Here is a 21,656-nt window from a genome sequence, read left to right on the forward strand (position 1 = left end):
TCACGAATACAAATTACTTTATGTATTTATTGACAGATACACTGTTCAGGAGAAAAAGCATGTTGATTGAACAGTTTATCTGTCGGGAGGATAATTTTGGTGTGCTCATTCATGATGAAAAAAGTGGTATGACAGCCGCAATTGATGCTCCTGAAAACAAAGCCATTCACAATGCTTTAAAGCGTCGTAATTGGACACTTCATACTATTTTTGTGACTCACCATCATTATGACCACGTGGAAGCCGTAGCAGAATTAAAACAAGTGTACAACGCTATGGTTATAGGACCAGAAGCAGAAAAAGAAAAAATTAATCATCTTGATCAAACACTTAAACCTGATGAAAAATTTTTCTTTGGCTCTCATACACTTTTAGCTCTCTCAACACCTGGCCATACCTTGGGAGCACTATCCTATTATTTTCCTGAAAAAAAATTACTCTTTGCCGGAGATACACTTTTTTCACTCGGCTGTGGACGCTTATTTGAAGGAACAGCAACGCAAATGCTGAACTCTTTAAAAAAACTTCGTGAGCTTCCTGACGAAACACTTCTCTATTGTGGACATGAGTACACAAAAAATAATGCTCTTTTTGCATTAACACTTGATCCAGATAATCAAGAACTTCAACAAAGAGCAGAAGAGGTTTTTTCATTACGCGCAAAAAATGCCATGACTTTACCAGTTACTTTAGGGCAGGAAAAAACAACAAACCCCTTTCTTCGTTGGGATGATCAAACAATTAGAAAAAATCTTTCAATGAAGAATGCTACAGGTGAAGAAGTTTTTGCCGAAATTCGAAAAAGAAAGGATAATTTTTAGCCACGCTTAAACTTGCACTGTGCTTTTTTTCTTTTGTATCATATGCTCTAGAAAAAAAACACTAATAATTCTTTTTTATATAACTTGCCATCAGCAATTATCCCTTAATAGGAACTTTTCTTTTAAAGCTGGAAAAAACTGAAAAGGAATGTAAGAATTTACTTTCATAAACAAAAAATAAGTCTATCATTTATGACTCCAGTATCCACTCTAGTGTTAAAAATTACACTGCCTATATTTCTAGTAAACCAAAACTCGCGAGTATTTTAAAAGAAAATAATCTCACCCATAGAGATTTTTCTTCTGGAATCTTAACACTTAAAGGGATATGAATGCTTCTTGCATTGGTATCCGAAAAGAAATATTCATCTGAGAAAAATGTTATATTTCTCAATAATTTTAAATTTGTTAAAAAAGGCTTTTACAAAATAACGACTCATTTAGGAAGCTGTGGGGAGTTTATTTTGATAAACTAATAAATTATGAAAATTCGAGAAATATCATTCCATTGCCATAATATATCAAGATATTGGTTTATAATGATAATTCTCTATTTTGCGGGTTGAATAAGGAGCAAGAATATCGCAAGATTCTCTTATTCAAAATCTCTCCCATGTTGAGTCGACCAAAACTATCCGATTGTAATGTACAAAGGGGCGGAGCTGTATTGAGTAAAACTCTACAATAAAAATACCTTTTATGAATCATCTTAAGTACCAGGCACTTTGTCGTCCATTGAAAACTTTTGGGTGTTGGAAAAATATACGTGATGATATGGCTTTCTCCTTTATAAAAGCAAAGATTGGAACCCTATAATTTTATATTATTCACGACGCTTTATCGTTATACCATTTATGAGAACGTCATAAAATGTTCTTGGGAATGTTGAAGAATATCTTTTTTAAAAACAAATATTTAAATTAGCAATCCAGTAGCGTTCTATTCTTCATAAGAGGCATATTTTCACCATTTAAAATAATTACCTTGTGTTCTGGTTATGTTTATAAATGATTTTTCTAAAAATAAAGGTCAATAGATGAAAAAACCTTTATTGAAATTCAAAAAAGAAAGGATCAATTTTAATCATGTTTAAATTTTTATTGTGCTTTCTTTTGCTTTTTCCCTTTATATCATATGCTCAAGAAAAGAAACAAGAAACAGATAATCCTCCTCTTATATCACCTCTTATTGCAAATTATCCCTTAACAGAAGATCTTCTTTTAAAGCTAGAAAAAATTGAAAACGAATGTAAAAATTTACCTCCAGAGCCAGAAACAAAAAATACAAAAAGTGATTTCACCACTGATAATGATCATATTGAAGGATATGTCGCTTATATTTCTAGTAAACGAGAACTCGTAAACATTTTAAGAGAAAATAATTTCACACCAAAAGATTTTGTTGTTGTTCTCCTAGCACTTCAAGCAACATTGAATGTGCTTACCAACGAAGAAAATTCTATTTATAACCCAAAAATTATACCTTCAAGTAATATAGAATTTGCTAAAAAACATATGTACAGAATAATCAAAATTTTAAAAGGGAATTGTTAAAAAATTCTTTTAAAATAATCGATTAACTTTGTAAACGACGACAAATTTCATCTAATTGTTCTAGTGAAGAATAATGTATTTTTAAATCGCCACCTTTTTTACCGTGACGAATCATAACCTTCATTCCAATAACATCGGCAAGTAATTTTTCTAAAGATTTTGTTTCTGCATCCTTCTCCACAGTGGTACGTTTTTTAGTCTTAGGATTAGCTTGCTCATAGGCAAGTATTTCTGTTTGACGTACTGAAAGCCCTTCACGGATAATTTTTTCAGCTAACTCTTGTGGATTATCAACGGTTATAAGACATCGCGCATGTCCCGCAGAAAGTTGTCCATCCGTCAAGAATTGTTGTACTTTTTCTGGAAGTTTTAACAAACGAAGCGTATTAGCAACATGACTACGACTTTTTCCTATAACGTGCGCTAAATCGACTTGTGTATAATCATGTTCATTCAGGAGCATCTCATATCCTTTTGCTTCTTCAATAGGATTAAGATCAGCCCGCTGAACATTTTCAATAATAGCCAATTCCAAAGCAGTTTTATCATCGACATCACGAATGATAACAGGCAATTGACTTAAATTTGCACGTTGTGCAGCACGCCAACGCCGTTCACCCGCGATCAATTCAAACCGATGAGGATGATCTCTTAAAGGTCTTACAATAACAGGCTGAACCACACCATGTTGACGAATTGATTGTGCTAAATTGTCAAGCTCTGTTTCAGTAAAATGCCGCCGCGGATTATGAGGATTACACGAAATAGATTCAAGAGGAACAAATCTTTCGGAAATGCTACTGGATTCGGTTAATTTATCAAAACTTGATGAACGTGCAAGATTGTTGTTTAAATTGATATCACCAATCAATGCTGCTAATCCACGTCCTAGTCTTTTTTTTGAGAGATCATCATTCATAATTTTTCTCTTTGAACTTTTAGATATTTTTTATATTTCTAAGCAGCAGCGCGTGCTTGTTTTTCACGTTGAATCATTTCTGATGCTAGACGCAAATAAGCTTGGCTCCCAGCACATTTGAGATCATAAAGCAATACAGGTTTACCGAAAGAGGGCGCTTCTGATACTCTTACATTTCGTGGAATAACAGTACGATAAACTTTATCTCCCATAAAAGAGCGTACATCTTCAACAACTTGATTTGAAAGATTATTCCGTCCATCATACATGGTGAGAACAATACCTTGGATTTCTAGGGATGGATTAAGAACGGATCGCACTTGTTTTACTGTTTCAAGCAATTGACTTAAACCTTCAAGCGCTAAAAATTCACATTGCATAGGTACCAAAACGGAATCTGCAGCTCCCATAGCATTCAGTGTCAGAAGATTAAGTGATGGTGGACAATCAATTAAAATATAATTGAATTTTTTTTCCATTTCTGGATCATCGTATAGAGCTTTACGCAAGCGTCTTATACGATCTTGTGATGAAGAAATTTCCATTTCCACACCTAAAAGATCAAGAGTAGAAGGAACAATGTAAAGATTGGGTACTGCTGTTTTTAAAGCCGCTTGTGTGATTGAAACTCCTGAAACCAGAACATCATAAGATGACAAAGGACGGCTATTACGATCAATTCCTAAACCTGTACTTGCATTACCTTGTGGATCAACATCCATAATAAGGACATTTTCACCAATAGCTGCTAAAGCTGTCGCAAGATTAATTGCTGTGGTTGTTTTTCCGACTCCACCCTTTTGGTTTGCAATAGCGATAATTCTTGTTTCGCTCATTTTGCTTTACCCTCTAATATGAGAAATTTCTAAAATAACAGAATTTTCATCAACTTTACTTTTATGTTTTAACAGATCAAAGTGCCAATTGGCAGAGGCATTTTTTATTTCTGTAGCGTAATCCCGACCTTTTTGCAAAAGAGCGATCGTTTTTTCTGTTAATAAAGGAAAAATAAGCGGTAAAAGAACATTAAGCGGTGCTAATCCCCGTGCCGTTATAATATCGGATATGGGAATTTTCTGATATACATCTTCAATTCTAGCATGATAAACCGTTGCAGGAAGATTGAGTTGAGCAATAACAGTTCGCAAAAAAGCAACTTTTTTTCCATTACTTTCAATAAGATTAATGTGCCCTGTTCCTTTTTCTTTCAGAAAGATAGCAATAACAATTGCGGGAAAACCTCCTCCTGATCCTAGATCACACCACTGTAAAGAATGAGGATACAAAGGAAAAATTTGTGCTGAATCTAAAATATGCCGTGTCCATAAATCTGGTATTGTTGCAGCAGATATCAAATTAATATGCGCATTCCATTGAAGTATTAAAGACTCAAACTGAATTAAATTTTCCATCGTTTCACGTGAAACAGAAGGAACAATATTTAATAATTGCTGATATTTTTGTTCTGTAGAAAAATCCATTAAGCTGTTTTAGCCTTTTCACGTCGTTGACGTTGAATATATGTAATAATAAGGGATAACGCGGCGGGTGTCATACCATCAATTTTTTGTGCATCAGCAATTGAACGCGGCGACATTTCTTGAATCTTTGATTTAAGCTCATTTGAAAGACCTGAAATTGCCTGAATATCAAGAGATGAAGGAATTTCTAAACGTTCATCTCTCTGAAGAGAGGCAATATCTTGTGCTTGTTTATCTAAATAAACCGCATATTGTGCTTCAATTTCTAAAGATTCTACTGTTTTAGAATCAATTGTTTGTAGTTGTGGCCAAAAATGTGAAAGACGCTCTAAAGTCATATGAGGATAAGCAAGAAAATCATAAGCCGAACGCCGAATTCCATCATGATTCACGTGTAATCCATGAGCGGAAGCTTCATTCGGTGTTAAAAAGAGATTTTGGCATATTGATCGTGCTTGATCAAGCCGTTGTTGCTTTTTCTGATAACAATCCCAACGCTTTTTACTGACAATACCCCATTCTTTTGCCAAGGGTGTCAAACGCGTATCAGCATTATCAGATCGTAAAGATAAACGAAATTCAGCACGTGATGTAAACATTCTATAAGGTTCATAAACACCGCGTGAAACTAAATCATCAACCATAACACCAATATAAGCCGTAGAACGACTTATAAGTATTTCATCTAATTTACCCACTTTACGTGCCGCATTTAATCCAGCCAATAGTCCCTGTGCTGCTGCTTCCTCATATCCTGTTGTCCCATTAATTTGTCCTGCTAAAAACAACCCTGGTAAGGAGCGTAATTCTAAGCTTCTCGTTAATTGTTGTGGATTAACAAAATCATACTCAATAGCGTAACCAGGTTGTAAAACTGTAGCATTTTCCAATCCTTCAATGGTTTTCAATAGGGAAATTTGTACGTCTTCAGGAAGAGAAGTAGAAAGACCATTTGGATAAACTGTATCATCATTTAATCCTTCTGGTTCTAGGAAAATCTGATGTCCATCACGTTCCCCAAATTTAACAATTTTATCTTCAACTGATGGACAATAACGGGGTCCTAATCCTTCAATATTTCCAGAATATAAAGCAGAACGATGAATATTATCACGAATAATTTGATGTGTTTGCGCATTTGTACGTGTTATTGCACATTCAATTTGTGGCTGTTCAATTTTCTCTGTTAAAAGAGAAAAAGGAACAGGATTTTCATCGGCTTGTTGTTTTAGAAGACGATCCCAATCAATTGTTTTTTTACTCAAACGCGCAGGAGTTCCAGTTTTTAATCGCCCAAGCTTTATAGAATAATTTTTCAAACGATCAGCAAGTTGCACACTTGAGGGATCCCCCATACGGCCAGCAGCCCATGTTTTATCACCAATATGAATAAAACCATTTAAAAATGTTCCTGTCGTCAAAACAACAGCACCAGAAAAAATTGTTCCTTGTTTTTTTAAAACAACACCTGATACACAATGATTTTTAAAAACCAAATCAATAACTTCATCTTCAATGAGCGTCAGATTTTCCTGCTCTTTTAAAAGTTTTTGAATGGCTTCTTTATAGAGTTGTCGATCTGCTTGTGTCCGTGGACCTCTTACGGCTGGTCCCTTACGTCTGTTAAGAAGTCTAAACTGAATTCCAGCAGCATCTGCTGCACGTCCCATAAGACCATCTAAAGCATCTATTTCACGAACCAAATGTCCTTTTCCAAGTCCTCCAATAGCAGGATTACAGGACATTGTTCCCAGTGCCGATATTTTATGTGTCACAAGTACTGTATGTGCTCCTACACGGGCTGAAGCTGAAGCTGCTTCACAGCCAGCATGACCACCACCAACAATGACAACATCATATGATTGCATTTAATTCATTCCATAGAGAATAATCTAAGGTTTCACGTGAAACAGAATATAAATTACATAATCTTTTAAATCTGTCTATGAAATAATCAATGTTTCACGTGAATCATTATTTACCAACACAAAACTCTGAAAAAATAATATCAAGCAAATCTTCAACATCAATATCTCCCGTAATTTTTCCAATAAAATCACTTGCACGACGGAGATGTTCTGCACGTAAACTGAGATCAAGAGAATGATAATTGAGAGAATTTTCAATCTCTTTAACAGCTTCCTTTAAAAGTTGAAGTTGTCTTTTACGCGCCGGAACAAGATTCCCAACTTTAGAAGCACGATGATGACAAAATGATTCAAGTTCTTTGATAAAATGATCAAAATTTAACCCTGTTAATGCAGAAAATTGTATAGAATAATCTTGATCATTTTTTTCATAAAGATCAAGCTTATTGCCAACACGCCATATTTCAGCCGATGTTTCTGGTAAATCGACTTGCTCAGGATTTCCTATATCATAAACCAAAATAACCAAATCAGCTTCTCTAACATGCTGTTTAGCAACTTCTATTCCTAATTGTTCTACCTTATTTTCTGTTTTTCTAAAACCAGCAGTATCCGTTAAAAAAATAGGTAAACCAGCAAGAATAAGCCTCATTTCTAAAGCATCACGTGTTGTCCCTGCTTCTTCCGTTACAATAGCAACAGATTTTCCTGCAAGACGATTCATAATGCTTGATTTTCCAGAATTTGGAGCCCCTGCAATAACAATCTTTAATCCATCACGTAAAATACTTGCACGTTCTCCTTCAGCAATATGTTCTCGAAGAGAAATACAAAGATCTTCCACATCTTTCCAAATTTTATCAGATATTGCGTTAGGAATATCTGCTTCATCAGCAAAATCAAGTTCTGCTTCAATAAAAGCACGCGCCTTCATAAGTTTATGGCGCCAATCACGATAAAGTGTCGTTAAATGTCCACTTGTCCCCATCACTGCTAAACGTCGTTGGCTCTCCGTTTCTGCTTCTATTAAATCAGCCAAACCTTCTGCTTGAACAAGATCTAATTTCCCTTCCATAAATGCACGACGTGAAAATTCACCTGCTTCAGCCATACGGCATTCAGAAAATGTCGATAATTCATCAAGAAAACGATTAACAACTGCTTTTCCGCCATGCAAATGGAATTCTGCACAGTCTTCTCCCGTGAAACTATGAGGAGCAGGAAAAAAAACAGTCAAAGCAGAATCTAAAAAACTACCATCACGAGCAGTAAGATTTCCATAATGCATAAAGCGTGCTTTAGGTAAACAACCACAAAGAGTTTCAACTATATGCACAACATGAGGACCAGAAAGCCGAATGACTGCAACCCCTGAAGGTAACAATCCACTCGAAACAGCAAAGATTGTATCCACAGGTTCTATCCTAATAAAAACTTTAATGATTCTATGTATTCATTGAATCAAAAAATTCACTATTATTTTTTGTTTGCTTTAATTTATCAATCAAAAATTCAATTGCATCTGTTACATTCATAGGCGCTAAAATACGACGAAGAACAAAAATTTTGTGTAAATCTTGTCTTGCAACCAAAAGCTCTTCTTTACGCGTTCCTGACTTCAAAATATCCATAGCGGGGAAAATACGCTTATCAGCGACTTTTCGATCAAGAACAATTTCCGAATTACCAGTTCCTTTAAATTCTTCAAAAATAACCTCATCCATACGGCTTCCTGTATCAATCAAAGCCGTTGCAATAATGGTTAAAGATCCACCTTCCTCAATATTACGTGCAGCACCAAAAAAACGTTTTGGACGCTGCAAAGCATTTGCATCCACACCACCTGTCAAAACCTTACCTGAAGAAGGAACAACCGTATTATATGCGCGACCCAAACGTGTAATCGAATCCAGAAGAATAACAACATCACGACCATATTCAACGAGGCGTTTGGCTTTTTCAATGACCATTTCTGCCACTTGTACGTGACGTATTGCAGGTTCATCAAAAGTAGAAGAAACAACCTCTCCTTTTACTGAACGCTGCATATCTGTAACCTCTTCTGGTCGTTCATCAATCAAAAGAACAATAAGATAACATTCAGGATGATTAGTGGTAATAGAATGAGCAATATTCTGAAGGAGAACTGTTTTTCCCGTCCGAGGTGGTGCAACGATTAATCCTCTCTGTCCTTTTCCCAATGGAGATATCAAATCAATCACGCGCGATGACATATCCTTCTCTGTAGGATCTTGTATTTCCATTTGGAAGCGTTCATTTGAATAAAGAGGTGTAAGATTATCAAAGTGAATTTTATAACGAATTTTTTCAGGTTTTTCGAAATTAATTGTATTAATTTTAAGAAGAGCAAAATAACGTTCCCCTTCTTTTGGGCTTCGTATAGGACCTTCAATGGTATCGCCTGTTTTTAGAGAAAATGACTGAATTTGTGAAGGTGAAAGATAGATATCATCAGGTCCAGGAAGATAATTAGCATCAGCAGATCGCAAAAATCCAAATCCATCTTGTAAAACTTCAACAACGCCTTCTCCTATAATTTCTACATCTTGTAGAGCAAGTTTTTTCAAGATCGCAAACATTAATTCTTGTTTGCGCATAAGGGAGGCATTTTCAACTTCTAATGTTTCAGCAAAAGAAACAAGTTCAACGGGATTTTTACTTTTAAGTTCTTGTAGTTTCATTTTTTGCATGAAAGATGCTCTTTTAATTAAGGAGAGAATTACCTTGAACAATTTATGGAGATTTTATAGAACGAAATATCCTCAAGAAGAAAGCATTTTACACTCAATTTTTTCAATCTGCAAGTACCATTTATATGAAATTTATTCGTATAATATTAAGAATATTATATAAAAAATATAAAACACGAATAGTATTTAATTATTTTATAACAAAAATATGAATTTAACCTATAACGTTAATGAAATTCCATTCAAGAGTATTTTTTCCAAAACTTTTTATTAATAAATTTATATTAAAGAGAGGATTCTTCTTATTAAAAACTGTGTTTAGTGTGAATTATTATTTACACTTCATTTATTCTCAATTTTATCCACAAAAGAGAGGATAAAAAAAATAAAATTAACATTATCTTAAAGATATTATCCCCATTTTTTTCTCATAAGCAGTGTTCAATTATCACAAGGGATTTATTTGTGCATAATAATGGAAGATTTTTCCTAAATTTTAGTTTTATAAAAAAGCCTGAAGATATATACACATGTCTTAACAAGGAGTTAAAATTTTTGTGACAAAAGAAAAAAAATCCTTTCATTTACACATGCTTTCTGATGCAACGGGGGAAACTTTAATCTCTGTTGGAAGAGCTGTAGCATCCCAATATACAATGAGTCAGGCAACAGAACATATCTATCCTATGATTCGTAATAAAATACAGTTACAAAAAGCTCTTGATGAAATACAACAAGAGCCAGGTATTGTTCTTTACACAATAATTGATGAAGAACTTAAACTTCTTCTTCAAAAAAGATGCGAAAAAATAAAAGTTCCCTGTATTGATATATTACATCCTGTTTTAAATGCTTTTCAGTCTTATCTTGGAATGCCAACTCATTTACGTGCGAGCGCACAACATGATCTTAATGCTGATTATTTTCGCCGTATTGAGGCATTGGATTTTACGATAGAGCATGATGACGGACAATCTTCCAGTAGTTTATCTGAAGCGGATGTAATTCTTGTAGGAATTTCAAGGACCTCTAAAACGCCAACAAGTATCTATTTAGCAAATCGGGGGATCAAAACGGCCAATGTCCCTCTTATTCCTAATATTGATTTACCAGAATCCCTTTTAGAGGCAAAAAATTCTTTAATTGTTGGTTTAATCGCTTCAGCTGAAAGAATCTCACATATTCGGCAAAATCGTGATTTGGGAGAAGGTCTTGCTCTTGATAGTTATACAAACCGTATTAACATAGCTGAAGAATTAATCTATGCAAAACGCATTTGCGAACGTTTTGGTTGGCCTATTATTGATGTCACAAGGCGCTCTATTGAAGAAACTGCAGCGGCAATATTTGAACTTTTATCACGATTTCGTGAAGGAAAATGAGAGAAAATTCTCATGAATACAGAGACATTAATATTAGCATCTCTTAGTTTTTATCGTGCAAAATTATTAAAAAAAGCAGGTTTAAATTTTTTGATTGAAGGAGCTTCCTTTGATGAAAGAGAAGTAGAAAAAAAAGCAAAAGAAAAAACACCTAAAGAACTCAGCTGTTTTCTTGCGAGTGCAAAAGCAAAAAATGTTTCAGATCGTTTTTCTAATGCTTTTGTTATTGGTTGCGATCAAGTGCTTGATTTAGAAGGTCAAGTTTTTCATAAAGCAACAAATATTAAGGAAGCACACCAACGTTTATGCGAATTATCAGGAAAAACACATTCTCTTCATAGTGCGGTAGCTTTATTTAAAAATGGTCAAAAAATTTGGGTCGAAGCTTTTAGTGCACATATGTCTGTACGTTTACTTTCATCAAAATTTATTGAGCGTTATTTAGCGCGCGTAGGAAAAGATGTTTTAAACAGTGTGGGAGTCTATCAAATTGAAGGGGAAGGGATTCAACTCTTTGAAAAAATTGATGGAGATTTTTTCACTATTGTTGGTTTACCTTTGCTCCCTCTACTCGTAAAATTACGTCATTTAGGGATTATTGATGGTTGACTTAACAATAAAAAAAACAAATTATCCCCGCGCTTTTGTTGTTGGTTCTCCTATTCATCATTCAAAATCGCCAACAATTCATAATTTTTGGCTTAAGCAATATGGTTTACAAGGGGAATATCTTGCACAGGAAGTGACTTCTGAAGAATTCAACCATTTTATTATTTCTATACAAAAAATGGGTTTTTGTGGAGGAAATATTACTTTGCCTCATAAACAGGAAGCCTTTCGTCTAGCAGATTATAAAGATGAAACAGCAACAATAATTGGTGCGGCTAATACACTTTGGTATGAAGGAGATAAACTTTGTGCTACCAATAGTGATGCCTATGGTTTTAGCGCTAATCTTGATGATTTTGCATCTGATTGGGAAGGGGAAACAGCTCTTGTCTTTGGAGCAGGTGGTGCTGCACGCGCTGTCCTCTATGCTTTAAAAGAGCGCAGATTTGAACAGATTTATTTAGTTAACCGTACAAAACAACGCGCTGATAATTTAGCCCAACATTTTGGAAAACCCATTAAAGTCTACGATTGGCATAAGGTCCATGAAATACTTTATCAAGCTGATTTGATTGTTAATACGACATCCATAGGCATAAAAAATCCAGAAGAAAAAAATGATTCTTTTTTTTGTGATTTTCATAAAGCAAAAAAAACAGCATTAGTAACAGATATTGTTTATACACCATTGATAACCCCTTTTTTACAACAGGCTAAAGCTTGCGGTCTAAAGACTGTTGATGGGTTTGGGATGCTTCTCCACCAAGCTGTTATAGGTTTTGAACGGTGGTTTGGAATAAGACCACAGGTAACAAAAGCCTTACGGGCAGCTATTTTAGAGGATATGAGTGAAGAGAGAGAATGAAGATCATAGGATTGACGGGATCAATTGCTATGGGAAAATCAACAGTTGCTGATTTTTTCAAGCAAGCGGGTATTTCTGTTTTTAGTGCTGATGAGGCGGTACAACAGCTTTATAAAAGTGAGCCAGCTGTGTCTCGCATAGAGCGTATTTTTCCTGGTGTTGTTGAAAATGGTGAAGTTAATCGTTTGAAACTTTCTGAAATTTTGATTGATGATAAGGAAAAATTACAAACATTAGAAAAAGTAATTCATCCATTAGTGCAAAAAAAAGAAAAGGAATTTATTGATACAGCGCGTCGCCATGGGGAAAAATTAGTTATTCTTGATATTCCACTTCTGTTTGAAAAAAATGGTGAAAGTCGTGTAGATAGCGTTATTGTTGTTTCTGCTCCACCAGAAATACAAAAAGAGCGTGTGATGATTCGCCAAGGGATGAATGAGAAAAAATTTGCCTTTATCAATGCGAGGCAAATGCCAGATGAAAAAAAACGAGAACGTGCTGATTTTATTATTGATACAGGGAAAGATTTAGAGAATACACGTCAACAGGTTTTTGATGTCATAAAAAAATTGCTAAAGAATTAAAATTATGCGGGAAATTATTTTTGATACAGAAACAACAGGTTTAGATAAAGAGAAAGATCGCATAATCGAAATTGGTTGTGTAGAAATGGTTGATCGTTATCTTACGGGACGCCAGTTTCATGTTTATTTAAATCCGGAAGGCGTTCTTATTCCTGATGAAGTGGTAGCAATTCACGGATTAACCAATGAACGCTTAAAAAACGAGAAAAGTTTTAGTGATATTGTTGATGAATTTTTAGAATTTATCAATGGTGCGACCATGATTGCGCATAATGCGAGTTTTGATATAGGTTTTATTAATGCAGAATTAAAACGTGTCAATAAGCCCCTTATCAGTGTTGATAATATTCTTGATACATTGGCTATGGCACGGCGTAAATTTCCTATGGGTCCTAATTCTCTTGATATTTTATGCAAACGTTTTGGAATTGATAACAGCCATCGTGTTCTTCACGGCGCTTTGCTTGATGCAGAGATTTTGGCTGATGTTTATATTGAACTGATTGGTGGAAAGCAGGGCGTATTGGGTTTTGATAACAGAAGGAATGTTGATGAACATATCCAAAATGATAAAGGCATATCTTATGCAGTTAGATCTCGTCCACAGGCTTTACCTTCAAGATTGACTGCACAGGAAAAAAAGTTGCACGCCGATTTTATCAGAAAAATGGGTGAAAAAGCTCTGTGGAATAACTTCAAAATTCATGAATAACATCCCTTACCTTATCTCTAAAAAAGTTACTTAAGATTAAAAATGAAAAATACGGATGTAAAAAAAATGGTCGTTGTGGGGAGGGGAACACCACAACGACCCTGTCGCTACATCGTACCTCAGCTATCATAGGAGGAGCAAAATGAAAGCTATTAATCCTGTAACAGCAAAGAAAAGCTCTAGGTACGTAATATAAAGTGTAACGACTTCATGTCTTATGAAAAGAAAAAATGGCTTTTTAGAGGCAAAATGGAAAAAATTAAAATAAAAGTGAAAAAAATATATAAGGGGAATGTGTTTTTTAGCTGAAATGGAGAAATAAAATTGTCATGAAAGCAACAGATCATCTTTTGTTGGTTGACGGGTCAGGCTATGTTTTTCGTGCTTACTATGCTTTACCGCCTTTAAAACGTAAAAAGGATGGACTTCCTATAGGAGCCGTAGCTGGTTTTTGTAATATGTTATGGAAATTACTTTGTGATGCTCGTAACACAGCGACAGGTATTGTTCCAACACACATTGCTGTTATTTTTGATTATTCATCTGATACTTTTCGAAAACAAATTTATCCTCAATATAAAGCGAATCGCTCTGAACCTCCCGAAGATTTAATTCCTCAATTTGCGTTAATACGCCAAGCAACTAAAGCTTTTAATTTGCCTTGTATTGAAAAGGAAGGCTTTGAAGCGGATGATTTGATAGCGACCTACGCACAATTGGCAACAAAGGTTGGTGCAAAAACAACCATTATCTCTTCTGATAAGGATCTTATGCAACTCGTCAATAAGCATGTATCCTTGTATGATGGAATGAAAGACAAGCATATAGGTGTCTCAGAAGTTATAGAAAAATGGGGTGTTCATCCTAAAAAGATGATCGATTTACAAGCATTAATTGGAGATTCGACGGATAATGTACCAGGGATTCCAGGCATTGGACCAAAAACTGCCGCTCAGTTGTTAAATCAGTTTGGTTCTCTTGATCTTTTGTTGCAACGTGTGACTGAAATTAAACAAACAAAACGACGTGAAAACATACAAGCTTATAGTGAACAGGTTAAAATTTCTCGTGAACTTGTTAAGCTTAAAACAGATGTTCCTATAGACAGTGATTTAGATGATTTTATTTTGGAGCCACAAGATGGACCACGCTTAATTGCTTTTTTGAAAGCGATGGAATTTTCAACATTAACGCGTCGCGTGGCAGAGGCGACAGCATGCGATGCAGCTGTTATTGATGCACTGGATATAGATGTTGAATGGGAAAAACCTAACGACAAGCATGATTTTAGTACTAAGAACATAGAGCAAAAATCTCGTCATGAGTTTTCCGAAAATTCTCCACAAGCTTTTGCACAAAAACGTAAAGATCAAGCACTGACTCAAAAAATTACAAGAGAGACTTATACAACAATTCTTGATGAGAAAATTTTAAAAGAATGGTTATCACAAGCACAAGAGCAGGGTTTTTTTGCTTTTGATACTGAAACAACTTCTCTTGATCCAATGCAAGCAAAGCTTGTTGGTTTTTCACTCGCATTACAGCCGGGAAAAGCAGCCTATATACCTCTTGAACATTTTGATGAAGGAGAGGAAGACCTTTTGAGGGGTGGACGCATTGCCTCCCAGATTGAGACCCGAAAAGCTTTAGCATTTTTAAAACCGATATTAGAAGATTCTGCAGTATTAAAAATTGGACAGAATATAAAATATGATTGGTTGGTGATGAAGCAATATGACATTGTGATACGTTCTTTTGATGATACCATGCTTTTGTCTTATGCTTTGGATGCTGGAACTTTAACCCATAATATGGATGATTTATCGGAACGTTGGCTTGGACATAAACCAATTGCCTATAAGGATTTAACACATAACGGAAAAAAAATTACTTCTTTTGCACAAGTAGATTTAAGGCAAGCAACCCTTTATGCGGCGGAAGATGCGGATATAACGCTACGTCTTTGGCAAGTTTTGAAACCGCAACTTGTCTCTCGGGGTATGACAAAAATTTATGAACGTCTTGATCGACCTCTTGTAGAAGTTCTTGCAAGAATGGAAGAACGCGGAATTCTTATTGATCGGCAAATTTTATTGCGCCTTTCAGGAGAATTGGCGCAGGCTGCTTTAATTTTAGAAGAAGAAATTTATAAACAAGCGGATGAAAAATTTAATCTTGCTTCGCCAAAGCAATTAGGGGATATTCTTTTTGGCAAAATGGGATTGCCTGGAGGCGCTAAGACAAAGGGTGGCCAATGGTCAACTTCTGCACAAACCTTAGAAGAGTTATCTGCTGAAGGTCATATTTTACCGCGTAAAATTATTGAGTGGCGTCAACTTGCAAAGTTAAAATCGACCTATGCCGATGCTTTACCTTCTTATATTTTACCAAAAACAGGCCGTGTTCATACGAATTATTCTTTGGCAATAACGTCAACAGGGCGGTTATCATCATCAGAACCAAATTTGCAAAATATTCCAGTACGAACTGTTGAAGGACGTAAAATTCGAACAGCTTTTATTGCTTCCAAAGGACATGTTTTGCTTTCTGCTGATTATAGTCAAATTGAATTACGCATTCTCGCACATATTGCGGATATAAAAGCGTTAAAAGAAGCTTTTGCTAAAGGACATGATATTCACGCTATAACGGCGTCAGAAATGTTTGGCGTTGCGATAGAGGGAATGCCTTCAGATACACGACGGCGTGCAAAAGCGATTAATTTTGGTATTATTTATGGTATTTCAGCTTTTGGATTAGCCAATCAATTAGGGATTTCACGCCAAGAAGCAGGGCGGTATATTCAACTTTATTTTGAAAGATTTCCAGGAATTAAGAATTATATGGAAAAGACTAAAAGCTTTGCGCGTGAGAATGGTTATGTAGAAACAATTTTTGGACGTCGCATCCATTATCCAGAAATAAAAGCAGAGAATGTAAAAATTCGTTCTCTTAATGAGAGAGCGGCGATCAATGCTCCCATTCAAGGTTCTGCGGCCGATATTATTCGCCGTGCTATGATACAGATGGAAGATGCTTTAAAAGAAGAAAGTCTATCAGCAAAAATGTTGCTGCAAGTGCATGATGAACTGATTTTTGAAGTACCAGAAGAAGAAAGTAAAAAAACCATAGCTATTGTTAAAAATGTCATGGAAAATGCTACAATGCCGATTTTATCTTTATCTGTACCCCTTGAAGTGAAAGTTATGACGGCTCAAAATTGGGATGAGGCTCATTAACTTTTTTCATTTATTTTTCAGGATGTTTATTGCATGAGCAAGATTAAGATAAGCTTTGATTGGCAAATGATCTGAGGCAATACGCGCAAGTGGTGAATGGTGATTTTCAAGATTTGTTACCAATTGGTGAGGAAAGGCAAAAACGCGATCAAGGGCTAAAAAAGGAAAGCGAGAGGGAAAGCTTGGTACAACTTCAAGTGAGCTATCAAAATAGGGATAAAAATGATTTAAAGATGAGCCTTTTCCCATCCGCCATTCATTAAAATCTCCAATGAGGAGTGTAGGCATGAGGGAGCGTTTTTGCAAAATTGCAAGGAGCATTTTTGTTTGTTGTTTGCGAGAATAACGTAATAAGCCAAAATGAGCCGCAATAATACGAATAGGACCTGCTGCCATTTCCAATTCTACAATGATAGCCCCACGTGGTTCAATACCAGGAAGAGAGACTTGTAAAGTATCACGTACATATCCCTTTCGCAAAAAGAGAGCGTTCCCATGCCAACCGTGACCATGAGGTGACATAGTATTGAGAGGAACAGGAATCAAACCGGTTTCAGCTTTTAACAGTTTAAGATTAATTAAACCAATGCGTTCACCAAAACGTTTATCTGCTTCTTGAAGAGCAAGGATATCAACTTGTAATTCAGTAATAACACGGACAATCCGTGTAGGATCAAAAATTTTATCAATACCTACGCATTTATGTACATTATAGGAAGCAACGGTCAGATCATAATGATTATTTGGGTTGAGAATATTTGATGGAGGATGAGAACGGCTATGGATTGCCTTTAAAAGGGTGTTATGGAGCTTTTGTTGAATAAAACCGCTAAACCAAGGGAGTTTTTGCTTGTAAGGTATTTTTGTCATTTTACGAAAAGAATAACTCCTAAAAGGCAAAAGGTAAAAACTTACACTAAAAACAAAAGAACCTTGTCTCTTTTAGAAACAAGGTTCCTTCATTAAACGCTGTTTTTGCAATCAATCACGGTTTGAGCCGAGAAATTGTAGCAAGAAGACAAACATATTGATGAAATCAAGATAGAGACTCAACGCACCCATAATAACTTTACGACCTCTGGTATCGCCTTGATCTCCTTCATAATACATCAACTTAATGTTTTGAGTATCGTAAGCTGTTAAGCCAGCAAAGATAAAAACACCAATAACGGAGATAGCAAATTGCAAAGCACTTGACCCAAGAAAAATATTCACAATCATAGAAAGAAACAAGCCAATCAATCCGATGAATAAAAATGAACCAATTGCTGTAAGATCACGCTTTGTAGTGTATCCATAAAGTGAAAGAGCTCCAAAAGTTGCAGCGGAAATGACAAAGGTTTGTACAATACTCTCTGTCGTATAACGTAAAACGATTGAAGACAATGAAAGCCCAATTAAAGCAGCATAACCAAAAAAGAGACTACGAGCAGCATTGGTGCTTAATGTATTAATTTTAAAACTGAGAAATAAAACTGCAACGAGGGGTGCAAACATCACAATATAAGAGAATGGCGATGTATAAAATGTTACTCCAAATGATGTTAAATAAACACTGTTACTGATCTGAGCTGCTGCTTGGCTCATATCTGTTGTCGTTGCTAATGATACAATTGCATAGGCAGCAGCAGCTGTAATAAGCAAACCAATGGCCATTGTATTGTAAACACCCAACATATAGTCGCGCAATCCCTGATCAATCGATGCATCAGCATGAGAAGCAGGCGCTGAACGTAAATTTTTAAAATTAGCCATAATATAAAATCCTTTAGCATATGTCCCGTCAGGCATTGGGTTTTTCATTTTCTCTCATTCCAGAGACAAACTTTGTATAAGCCTTAATTTGGCGAATACAAAAACCTTCAGAATCACTGGCGGAATTCCAGCATATCTTCCCCTTTATTATGGAGATTTATTTAAAAATTACAAGAGATTTATCGAAGAAAGGAACCTTACAAATTGGTAAGGAAATAGTTCATTTTCATGAAAAATATTTCCATTTTTTGCCATATTTTTGCAAGATAAAAGGACAATACTAATGTTTTTTTATTATTCACGGGAACCCTATAATTCCCAGTTACAAAATACCCATATTTAAGATGATAAGAGAAGTGTTGCATAGTATCACGCTATTTTTCAACCTTCAAGACTGCGTATGCTCTGCCTTACCATAATTCATAATTGAATTGAGTTTTTATATAACACATTGATATATAAAGATATATTATTTTTTACTCTAAATATCTCTCACAAAAATATCGTAAGATTGTCTGATGACAAATCTGTTTATATTCAATCCATCAAGATCATTTTCTTGCACAACACACGAGCAGGATTGGCGTGCTAATAAAAAGCTGTAAAATATTTTTTCTTAGGGTGTGATAGGGACATATAGATAAAAAGATATTGATTTCTATTTGAAATCAGTTCTTTTGTATTGATGAAGAATGGAAATATAAAGTTGAAGAGAAAATAAAATCTCATAAAAAAATACGTGAAATGATTAGCTGCAAGAATTATCCAAGAGGATTTGTAATCAAGCTTATGGTGTTAAAAAATCTCTGTTTTTAAGGCGATGAGAACATCAATGAGGAGATGTATGGTTTGAATGACCTCTTGCTTTCATCCAAGTACGCAGTTCCTCAATAAGGATGGCAATAACACCCAAAGTGATAAAACTATCTGCAAGATTAAAAATAGCAAAATAAAAAATATCATCAATGTGAAAAAGTATATAATCAGTGACATGATGAAAGCGAATACGATCAATAAGGTTGCCGATTGCTCCCCCAATAATAAGGACAAGACCGAAGCGCATTAAAAATTTGTTGTCTTCAGTATTCTTCCATAACCATAAAAGAAAGATAATCACAATGATCGTGATGGCAATGATTCCCCAGTGAGAAAAGGAAGAAAAAAACGAAAATGCAATACCAGAATTACGCACGTGATAAAGGGAAAGGAAAGGAATAAGGGGGATTTCTGTCCCGAGAGGCATATTGTGCATAATCCAATACTTAACAGCTTGGTCAAGTCCCACTGTAAGGGCCAAACCAAGAAGAAAAAAAGAGAGTGATTTGCGGATCATATTTTTTCCTCGCATGGTTCCAGTGTTAAATAAGGGCGACGGATTTCATAAAGCATAACAGCTGTTGCTACTGCCAGATTAAGCGAGTCAGCGCGTCCACTTTGTGGAATACGTGCAAGTTTATCACACCGACTTGTCAGAATATCTGATAACCCCTGTTTTTCATTTCCCATTAAAAGGATTATCGGACCATTTTTCAAATCAAGTGTGCGATAATCCTGAGATCCTTTGAGATGCGTGCCAACGATTATGCCTTTAAAGTGAGCTAACCAGTTTAAAAAGGCGCTTTCATCAAAACGATAAAGAGGTATAGAGAAAATAGATCCCATGGTTGCACGAACTGCTTCAGGTGAGAAAGGGTCTGTTGTTTCGCCAATTAAAAGAACACCTTTAGCACCTACAGCATCAGCCGTGCGAATAATGGTTCCAAGATTTCCAGGATCACGCACACGATCAAGTGCGATGTAAACATCTTTCGCCTGTCCTTTTATCATTTCAAGGGGTTGCCATTTTTGTCTAAAAATACCAATAACTGTTTGTGGATTATCGCGTCGGGTAAGTGATTCCATAACCTTTTGTGAGGCTTTGATAACAAAACCACCATTGGCTACAGCGCGTGCAGCAGTATTTTCGATAGTGGCATTACCAATTTCGCTTTTAGAAAAAATAAGTGTCTGTATAGTCCAACCGAGATTGAGAGCATCAATGACCAATTTCAATCCCTCTGCCATAAAAAGACCTTCACGATTACGGTTTTTCTTTTGGCTAAGTGCTTTAAGATCTTTTATGATGGGGTTGCTAAGAGAGGTAATTTCTTTCACTCTACCAGTTTTTGGTCCACACATATTCAAGCAATCCAACGGCTAAAAAGAGAAGTAGAAAGGGCGCGCCCTGCAATTTCTTCACGCAAAATGAGCTCTCCTGATTCAACTGTACCCCCAAGATTTACAAATGCATCGCGCATTAAAGCATGAAGTGCAAAGAAGGAAGCACGAATGGAATAAGCTGTAAGGACAACAGAGAGCGGTTTATCAGAGAGAAGTTTACGACAATTTGTGATCATCGCTGGTAAATGATCAAATAGTTGCCAAACTTCACCATGAGGTCCACGTCCATAAGCGGGGGGATCAAGAAGAATCATATCATAGTTTTTTTTGCGACGTAGTTCTCGCTCGACAAATTTTACAGCATCATCGCAAATCCAGCGAATAGAATGATCTGGTAATCCTGCTCTTTCCTGATTAGCTTTTGCCCACGCAATGGCTTTTTTAGAAGCATCAACATGGGTAACATTTGCACCTGCTCGTGCTCCAATCAAAGAGGCAACACCTGTATAGCCAAAAAGATTCAATAGTTTTACAGGACGTGCGGCTTTAACAATTTGTTCTTCCATAGAGCGCCAATGGGCATCTTGTTCAGGAAAAACGCCTACATGACGAAAGGAAGTAAAGCGACCTAGAAAAGACAGTCCATTCCAAGAAAGAGGCCATGTTTCACCAAGTGGCTTTTTAGGAAAATGCCAACGACCAACCCCTTCTTCATCACGGTTTCCTGTGAAAATAGCATCAACATCATCCCATTGTTTTTGTGATAAAGCAGGTTTCCATAGTGCTTGACCCTCTGGTCGAATAATTCGATAGTTTCCATAACGCTCTAATTTTTGTCCATTTCCAGAATCAATGAGAGCATAATTTTCACTCATACCTGTTTCTAAAATAAGAGGCAATTTTTCCTGCGGATATCTATTCTTGTGGGAGGATTGAAAGCATTGTGCAGGCATGTTTTGTATCACGATATATGAAGTATAAAAAATTACATTATAAA

The 21,656-nt window shown here is 35.7% G+C and carries 19 protein-coding genes; 8 read left to right on the top strand and 11 right to left on the bottom strand.

Features of this window, described 5'->3' with window-relative positions:
* Window positions 1–59 precede the first annotated feature (59 nt).
* The gene (gloB, locus tag T429_RS0102875; protein WP_005774316.1) at window positions 60–821 is read left to right on the top strand and encodes a hydroxyacylglutathione hydrolase; all 762 of its coding nucleotides are present in this window, start codon (window positions 60–62) and stop codon (window positions 819–821) included.
* A 1,085-nt stretch (window positions 822–1,906) separates the two neighbouring features.
* Complete coding sequence (locus T429_RS0102885; protein ID WP_005774317.1) at window positions 1,907–2,374, top strand: hypothetical protein; 468 nt, start codon at window positions 1,907–1,909, stop codon at window positions 2,372–2,374.
* A gap of 22 nt (window positions 2,375–2,396) precedes the next feature.
* On the opposite strand, the gene T429_RS0102890 is transcribed toward T429_RS0102885, so the two are convergent.
* From T429_RS0102890 to rho, 6 genes are all read right to left on the bottom strand, one after another.
* Complete coding sequence (locus T429_RS0102890; RefSeq protein WP_005774318.1) at window positions 2,397–3,293, bottom strand: ParB/RepB/Spo0J family partition protein; 897 nt, start codon at window positions 3,291–3,293, stop codon at window positions 2,397–2,399.
* Window positions 3,294–3,331: 38 nt separating this feature from the next.
* Window positions 3,332–4,129 carry a ParA family protein gene (locus tag T429_RS0102895; RefSeq protein WP_005774319.1) on the bottom strand — a complete coding sequence of 266 codons (798 nt, stop codon included), beginning with the start codon at window positions 4,127–4,129 and terminating at the stop codon, window positions 3,332–3,334.
* A gap of 6 nt (window positions 4,130–4,135) precedes the next feature.
* Window positions 4,136–4,774, bottom strand: coding sequence for a 16S rRNA (guanine(527)-N(7))-methyltransferase RsmG (gene rsmG / locus T429_RS0102900; protein WP_005774320.1), 639 nt, complete (start codon window positions 4,772–4,774; stop codon window positions 4,136–4,138).
* Window positions 4,774–6,642, bottom strand: a complete 1,869-nt coding sequence (mnmG, locus tag T429_RS0102905; protein WP_005774321.1) for a tRNA uridine-5-carboxymethylaminomethyl(34) synthesis enzyme MnmG — start codon at window positions 6,640–6,642, stop codon at window positions 4,774–4,776. The genes rsmG and mnmG overlap by 1 nt, the downstream gene beginning before the upstream one ends.
* A gap of 106 nt (window positions 6,643–6,748) precedes the next feature.
* Window positions 6,749–8,056, bottom strand: a complete 1,308-nt coding sequence (gene mnmE / locus T429_RS0102910) for a tRNA uridine-5-carboxymethylaminomethyl(34) synthesis GTPase MnmE (protein ID WP_005774322.1) — start codon at window positions 8,054–8,056, stop codon at window positions 6,749–6,751.
* 31 nt (window positions 8,057–8,087) lie between these two features.
* Window positions 8,088–9,353: a transcription termination factor Rho gene (gene rho, locus T429_RS0102915; protein ID WP_005774324.1), complete on the bottom strand. Its 1,266-nt coding sequence runs from the start codon at window positions 9,351–9,353 to the stop codon at window positions 8,088–8,090.
* A 557-nt stretch (window positions 9,354–9,910) separates the two neighbouring features.
* On the opposite strand from rho, the gene T429_RS0102920 reads away from it, so the two are divergent.
* From T429_RS0102920 to polA, 6 genes are all read left to right on the top strand, one after another.
* Window positions 9,911–10,735 (top strand): pyruvate, water dikinase regulatory protein, encoded by an 825-nt coding sequence (locus T429_RS0102920; protein ID WP_005774959.1) that lies wholly within the window; start codon window positions 9,911–9,913, stop codon window positions 10,733–10,735.
* A 12-nt stretch (window positions 10,736–10,747) separates the two neighbouring features.
* Complete coding sequence (locus T429_RS0102925; protein WP_005774326.1) at window positions 10,748–11,344, top strand: Maf family nucleotide pyrophosphatase; 597 nt, start codon at window positions 10,748–10,750, stop codon at window positions 11,342–11,344.
* Window positions 11,337–12,209, top strand: coding sequence for a shikimate dehydrogenase (locus tag T429_RS0102930; protein WP_005774327.1), 873 nt, complete (start codon window positions 11,337–11,339; stop codon window positions 12,207–12,209). The genes T429_RS0102925 and T429_RS0102930 overlap by 8 nt, the downstream gene beginning before the upstream one ends.
* Window positions 12,206–12,793, top strand: a complete 588-nt coding sequence (gene coaE, locus T429_RS0102935) for a dephospho-CoA kinase (RefSeq protein ID WP_005774328.1) — start codon at window positions 12,206–12,208, stop codon at window positions 12,791–12,793. Before T429_RS0102930 ends, coaE begins: the two co-directional genes overlap by 4 nt.
* A gap of 4 nt (window positions 12,794–12,797) precedes the next feature.
* A complete protein-coding gene (gene dnaQ, locus T429_RS0102940; protein WP_005774960.1) occupies window positions 12,798–13,505 on the top strand; it encodes a DNA polymerase III subunit epsilon in 708 nt (235 codons plus the stop codon).
* A 329-nt stretch (window positions 13,506–13,834) separates the two neighbouring features.
* Window positions 13,835–16,744 (top strand): DNA polymerase I, encoded by a 2,910-nt coding sequence (gene polA, locus T429_RS09745; protein ID WP_005774961.1) that lies wholly within the window; start codon window positions 13,835–13,837, stop codon window positions 16,742–16,744.
* 6 nt (window positions 16,745–16,750) lie between these two features.
* Here the strand turns inward: polA and T429_RS0102960 are convergent, their stop codons facing one another.
* The 5 genes from T429_RS0102960 to T429_RS0102980 form a co-directional block, all read right to left on the bottom strand.
* Window positions 16,751–17,614: an endonuclease/exonuclease/phosphatase family protein gene (locus tag T429_RS0102960; RefSeq protein ID WP_005774331.1), complete on the bottom strand. Its 864-nt coding sequence runs from the start codon at window positions 17,612–17,614 to the stop codon at window positions 16,751–16,753.
* A gap of 111 nt (window positions 17,615–17,725) precedes the next feature.
* The gene (locus tag T429_RS0102965) at window positions 17,726–18,499 is read right to left on the bottom strand and encodes a Bax inhibitor-1/YccA family protein (RefSeq protein WP_026500855.1); all 774 of its coding nucleotides are present in this window, start codon (window positions 18,497–18,499) and stop codon (window positions 17,726–17,728) included.
* A gap of 829 nt (window positions 18,500–19,328) precedes the next feature.
* Window positions 19,329–19,832, bottom strand: a complete 504-nt coding sequence (gene lspA / locus T429_RS0102970; protein ID WP_005774334.1) for a signal peptidase II — start codon at window positions 19,830–19,832, stop codon at window positions 19,329–19,331.
* Window positions 19,829–20,677, bottom strand: coding sequence for a TrmH family RNA methyltransferase (locus tag T429_RS0102975; protein ID WP_005774335.1), 849 nt, complete (start codon window positions 20,675–20,677; stop codon window positions 19,829–19,831). Before T429_RS0102975 ends, lspA begins: the two co-directional genes overlap by 4 nt.
* A 2-nt stretch (window positions 20,678–20,679) precedes the next feature.
* On the bottom strand, window positions 20,680–21,612 hold the full coding sequence (locus T429_RS0102980; RefSeq protein WP_005774336.1) for a class I SAM-dependent methyltransferase: 933 nt from the start codon (window positions 21,610–21,612) through the stop codon (window positions 20,680–20,682).
* Between the last annotated feature and the right edge of the window lie 44 nt (window positions 21,613–21,656).

Origin of the sequence: Bartonella elizabethae F9251 = ATCC 49927 (assembly GCF_000518165.1) — a bacterium.
Classification (GTDB): domain Bacteria; phylum Pseudomonadota; class Alphaproteobacteria; order Rhizobiales; family Rhizobiaceae; genus Bartonella; species Bartonella elizabethae.

Excerpts from the sequence above, each read along its gene's own strand:
- gloB (WP_005774316.1), top strand. The coding sequence starts at position 60 with ATGTTGATTGAACAGTTTATCTGTCGGGAGGATAATTTTGGTGTGCTC.
- T429_RS0102885 (WP_005774317.1), top strand. The coding sequence starts at position 1,907 with ATGTTTAAATTTTTATTGTGCTTTCTTTTGCTTTTTCCCTTTATATCA.
- T429_RS0102890 (WP_005774318.1), bottom strand. The coding sequence starts at position 3,293 with ATGAATGATGATCTCTCAAAAAAAAGACTAGGACGTGGATTAGCAGCA.
- T429_RS0102895 (WP_005774319.1), bottom strand. The coding sequence starts at position 4,129 with ATGAGCGAAACAAGAATTATCGCTATTGCAAACCAAAAGGGTGGAGTC.
- rsmG (WP_005774320.1), bottom strand. The coding sequence starts at position 4,774 with ATGGATTTTTCTACAGAACAAAAATATCAGCAATTATTAAATATTGTT.
- mnmG (WP_005774321.1), bottom strand. The coding sequence starts at position 6,642 with ATGCAATCATATGATGTTGTCATTGTTGGTGGTGGTCATGCTGGCTGT.
- rho (WP_005774324.1), bottom strand. The coding sequence starts at position 9,353 with ATGCAAAAAATGAAACTACAAGAACTTAAAAGTAAAAATCCCGTTGAA.
- T429_RS0102925 (WP_005774326.1), top strand. The coding sequence starts at position 10,748 with ATGAATACAGAGACATTAATATTAGCATCTCTTAGTTTTTATCGTGCA.
- T429_RS0102930 (WP_005774327.1), top strand. The coding sequence starts at position 11,337 with ATGGTTGACTTAACAATAAAAAAAACAAATTATCCCCGCGCTTTTGTT.
- coaE (WP_005774328.1), top strand. The coding sequence starts at position 12,206 with ATGAAGATCATAGGATTGACGGGATCAATTGCTATGGGAAAATCAACA.
- dnaQ (WP_005774960.1), top strand. The coding sequence starts at position 12,798 with ATGCGGGAAATTATTTTTGATACAGAAACAACAGGTTTAGATAAAGAG.
- polA (WP_005774961.1), top strand. The coding sequence starts at position 13,835 with ATGAAAGCAACAGATCATCTTTTGTTGGTTGACGGGTCAGGCTATGTT.
- T429_RS0102960 (WP_005774331.1), bottom strand. The coding sequence starts at position 17,614 with ATGACAAAAATACCTTACAAGCAAAAACTCCCTTGGTTTAGCGGTTTT.
- T429_RS0102965 (WP_026500855.1), bottom strand. The coding sequence starts at position 18,499 with ATGGCTAATTTTAAAAATTTACGTTCAGCGCCTGCTTCTCATGCTGAT.
- lspA (WP_005774334.1), bottom strand. The coding sequence starts at position 19,832 with ATGATCCGCAAATCACTCTCTTTTTTTCTTCTTGGTTTGGCCCTTACA.
- T429_RS0102975 (WP_005774335.1), bottom strand. The coding sequence starts at position 20,677 with ATGTGTGGACCAAAAACTGGTAGAGTGAAAGAAATTACCTCTCTTAGC.
- T429_RS0102980 (WP_005774336.1), bottom strand. The coding sequence starts at position 21,612 with ATGCCTGCACAATGCTTTCAATCCTCCCACAAGAATAGATATCCGCAG.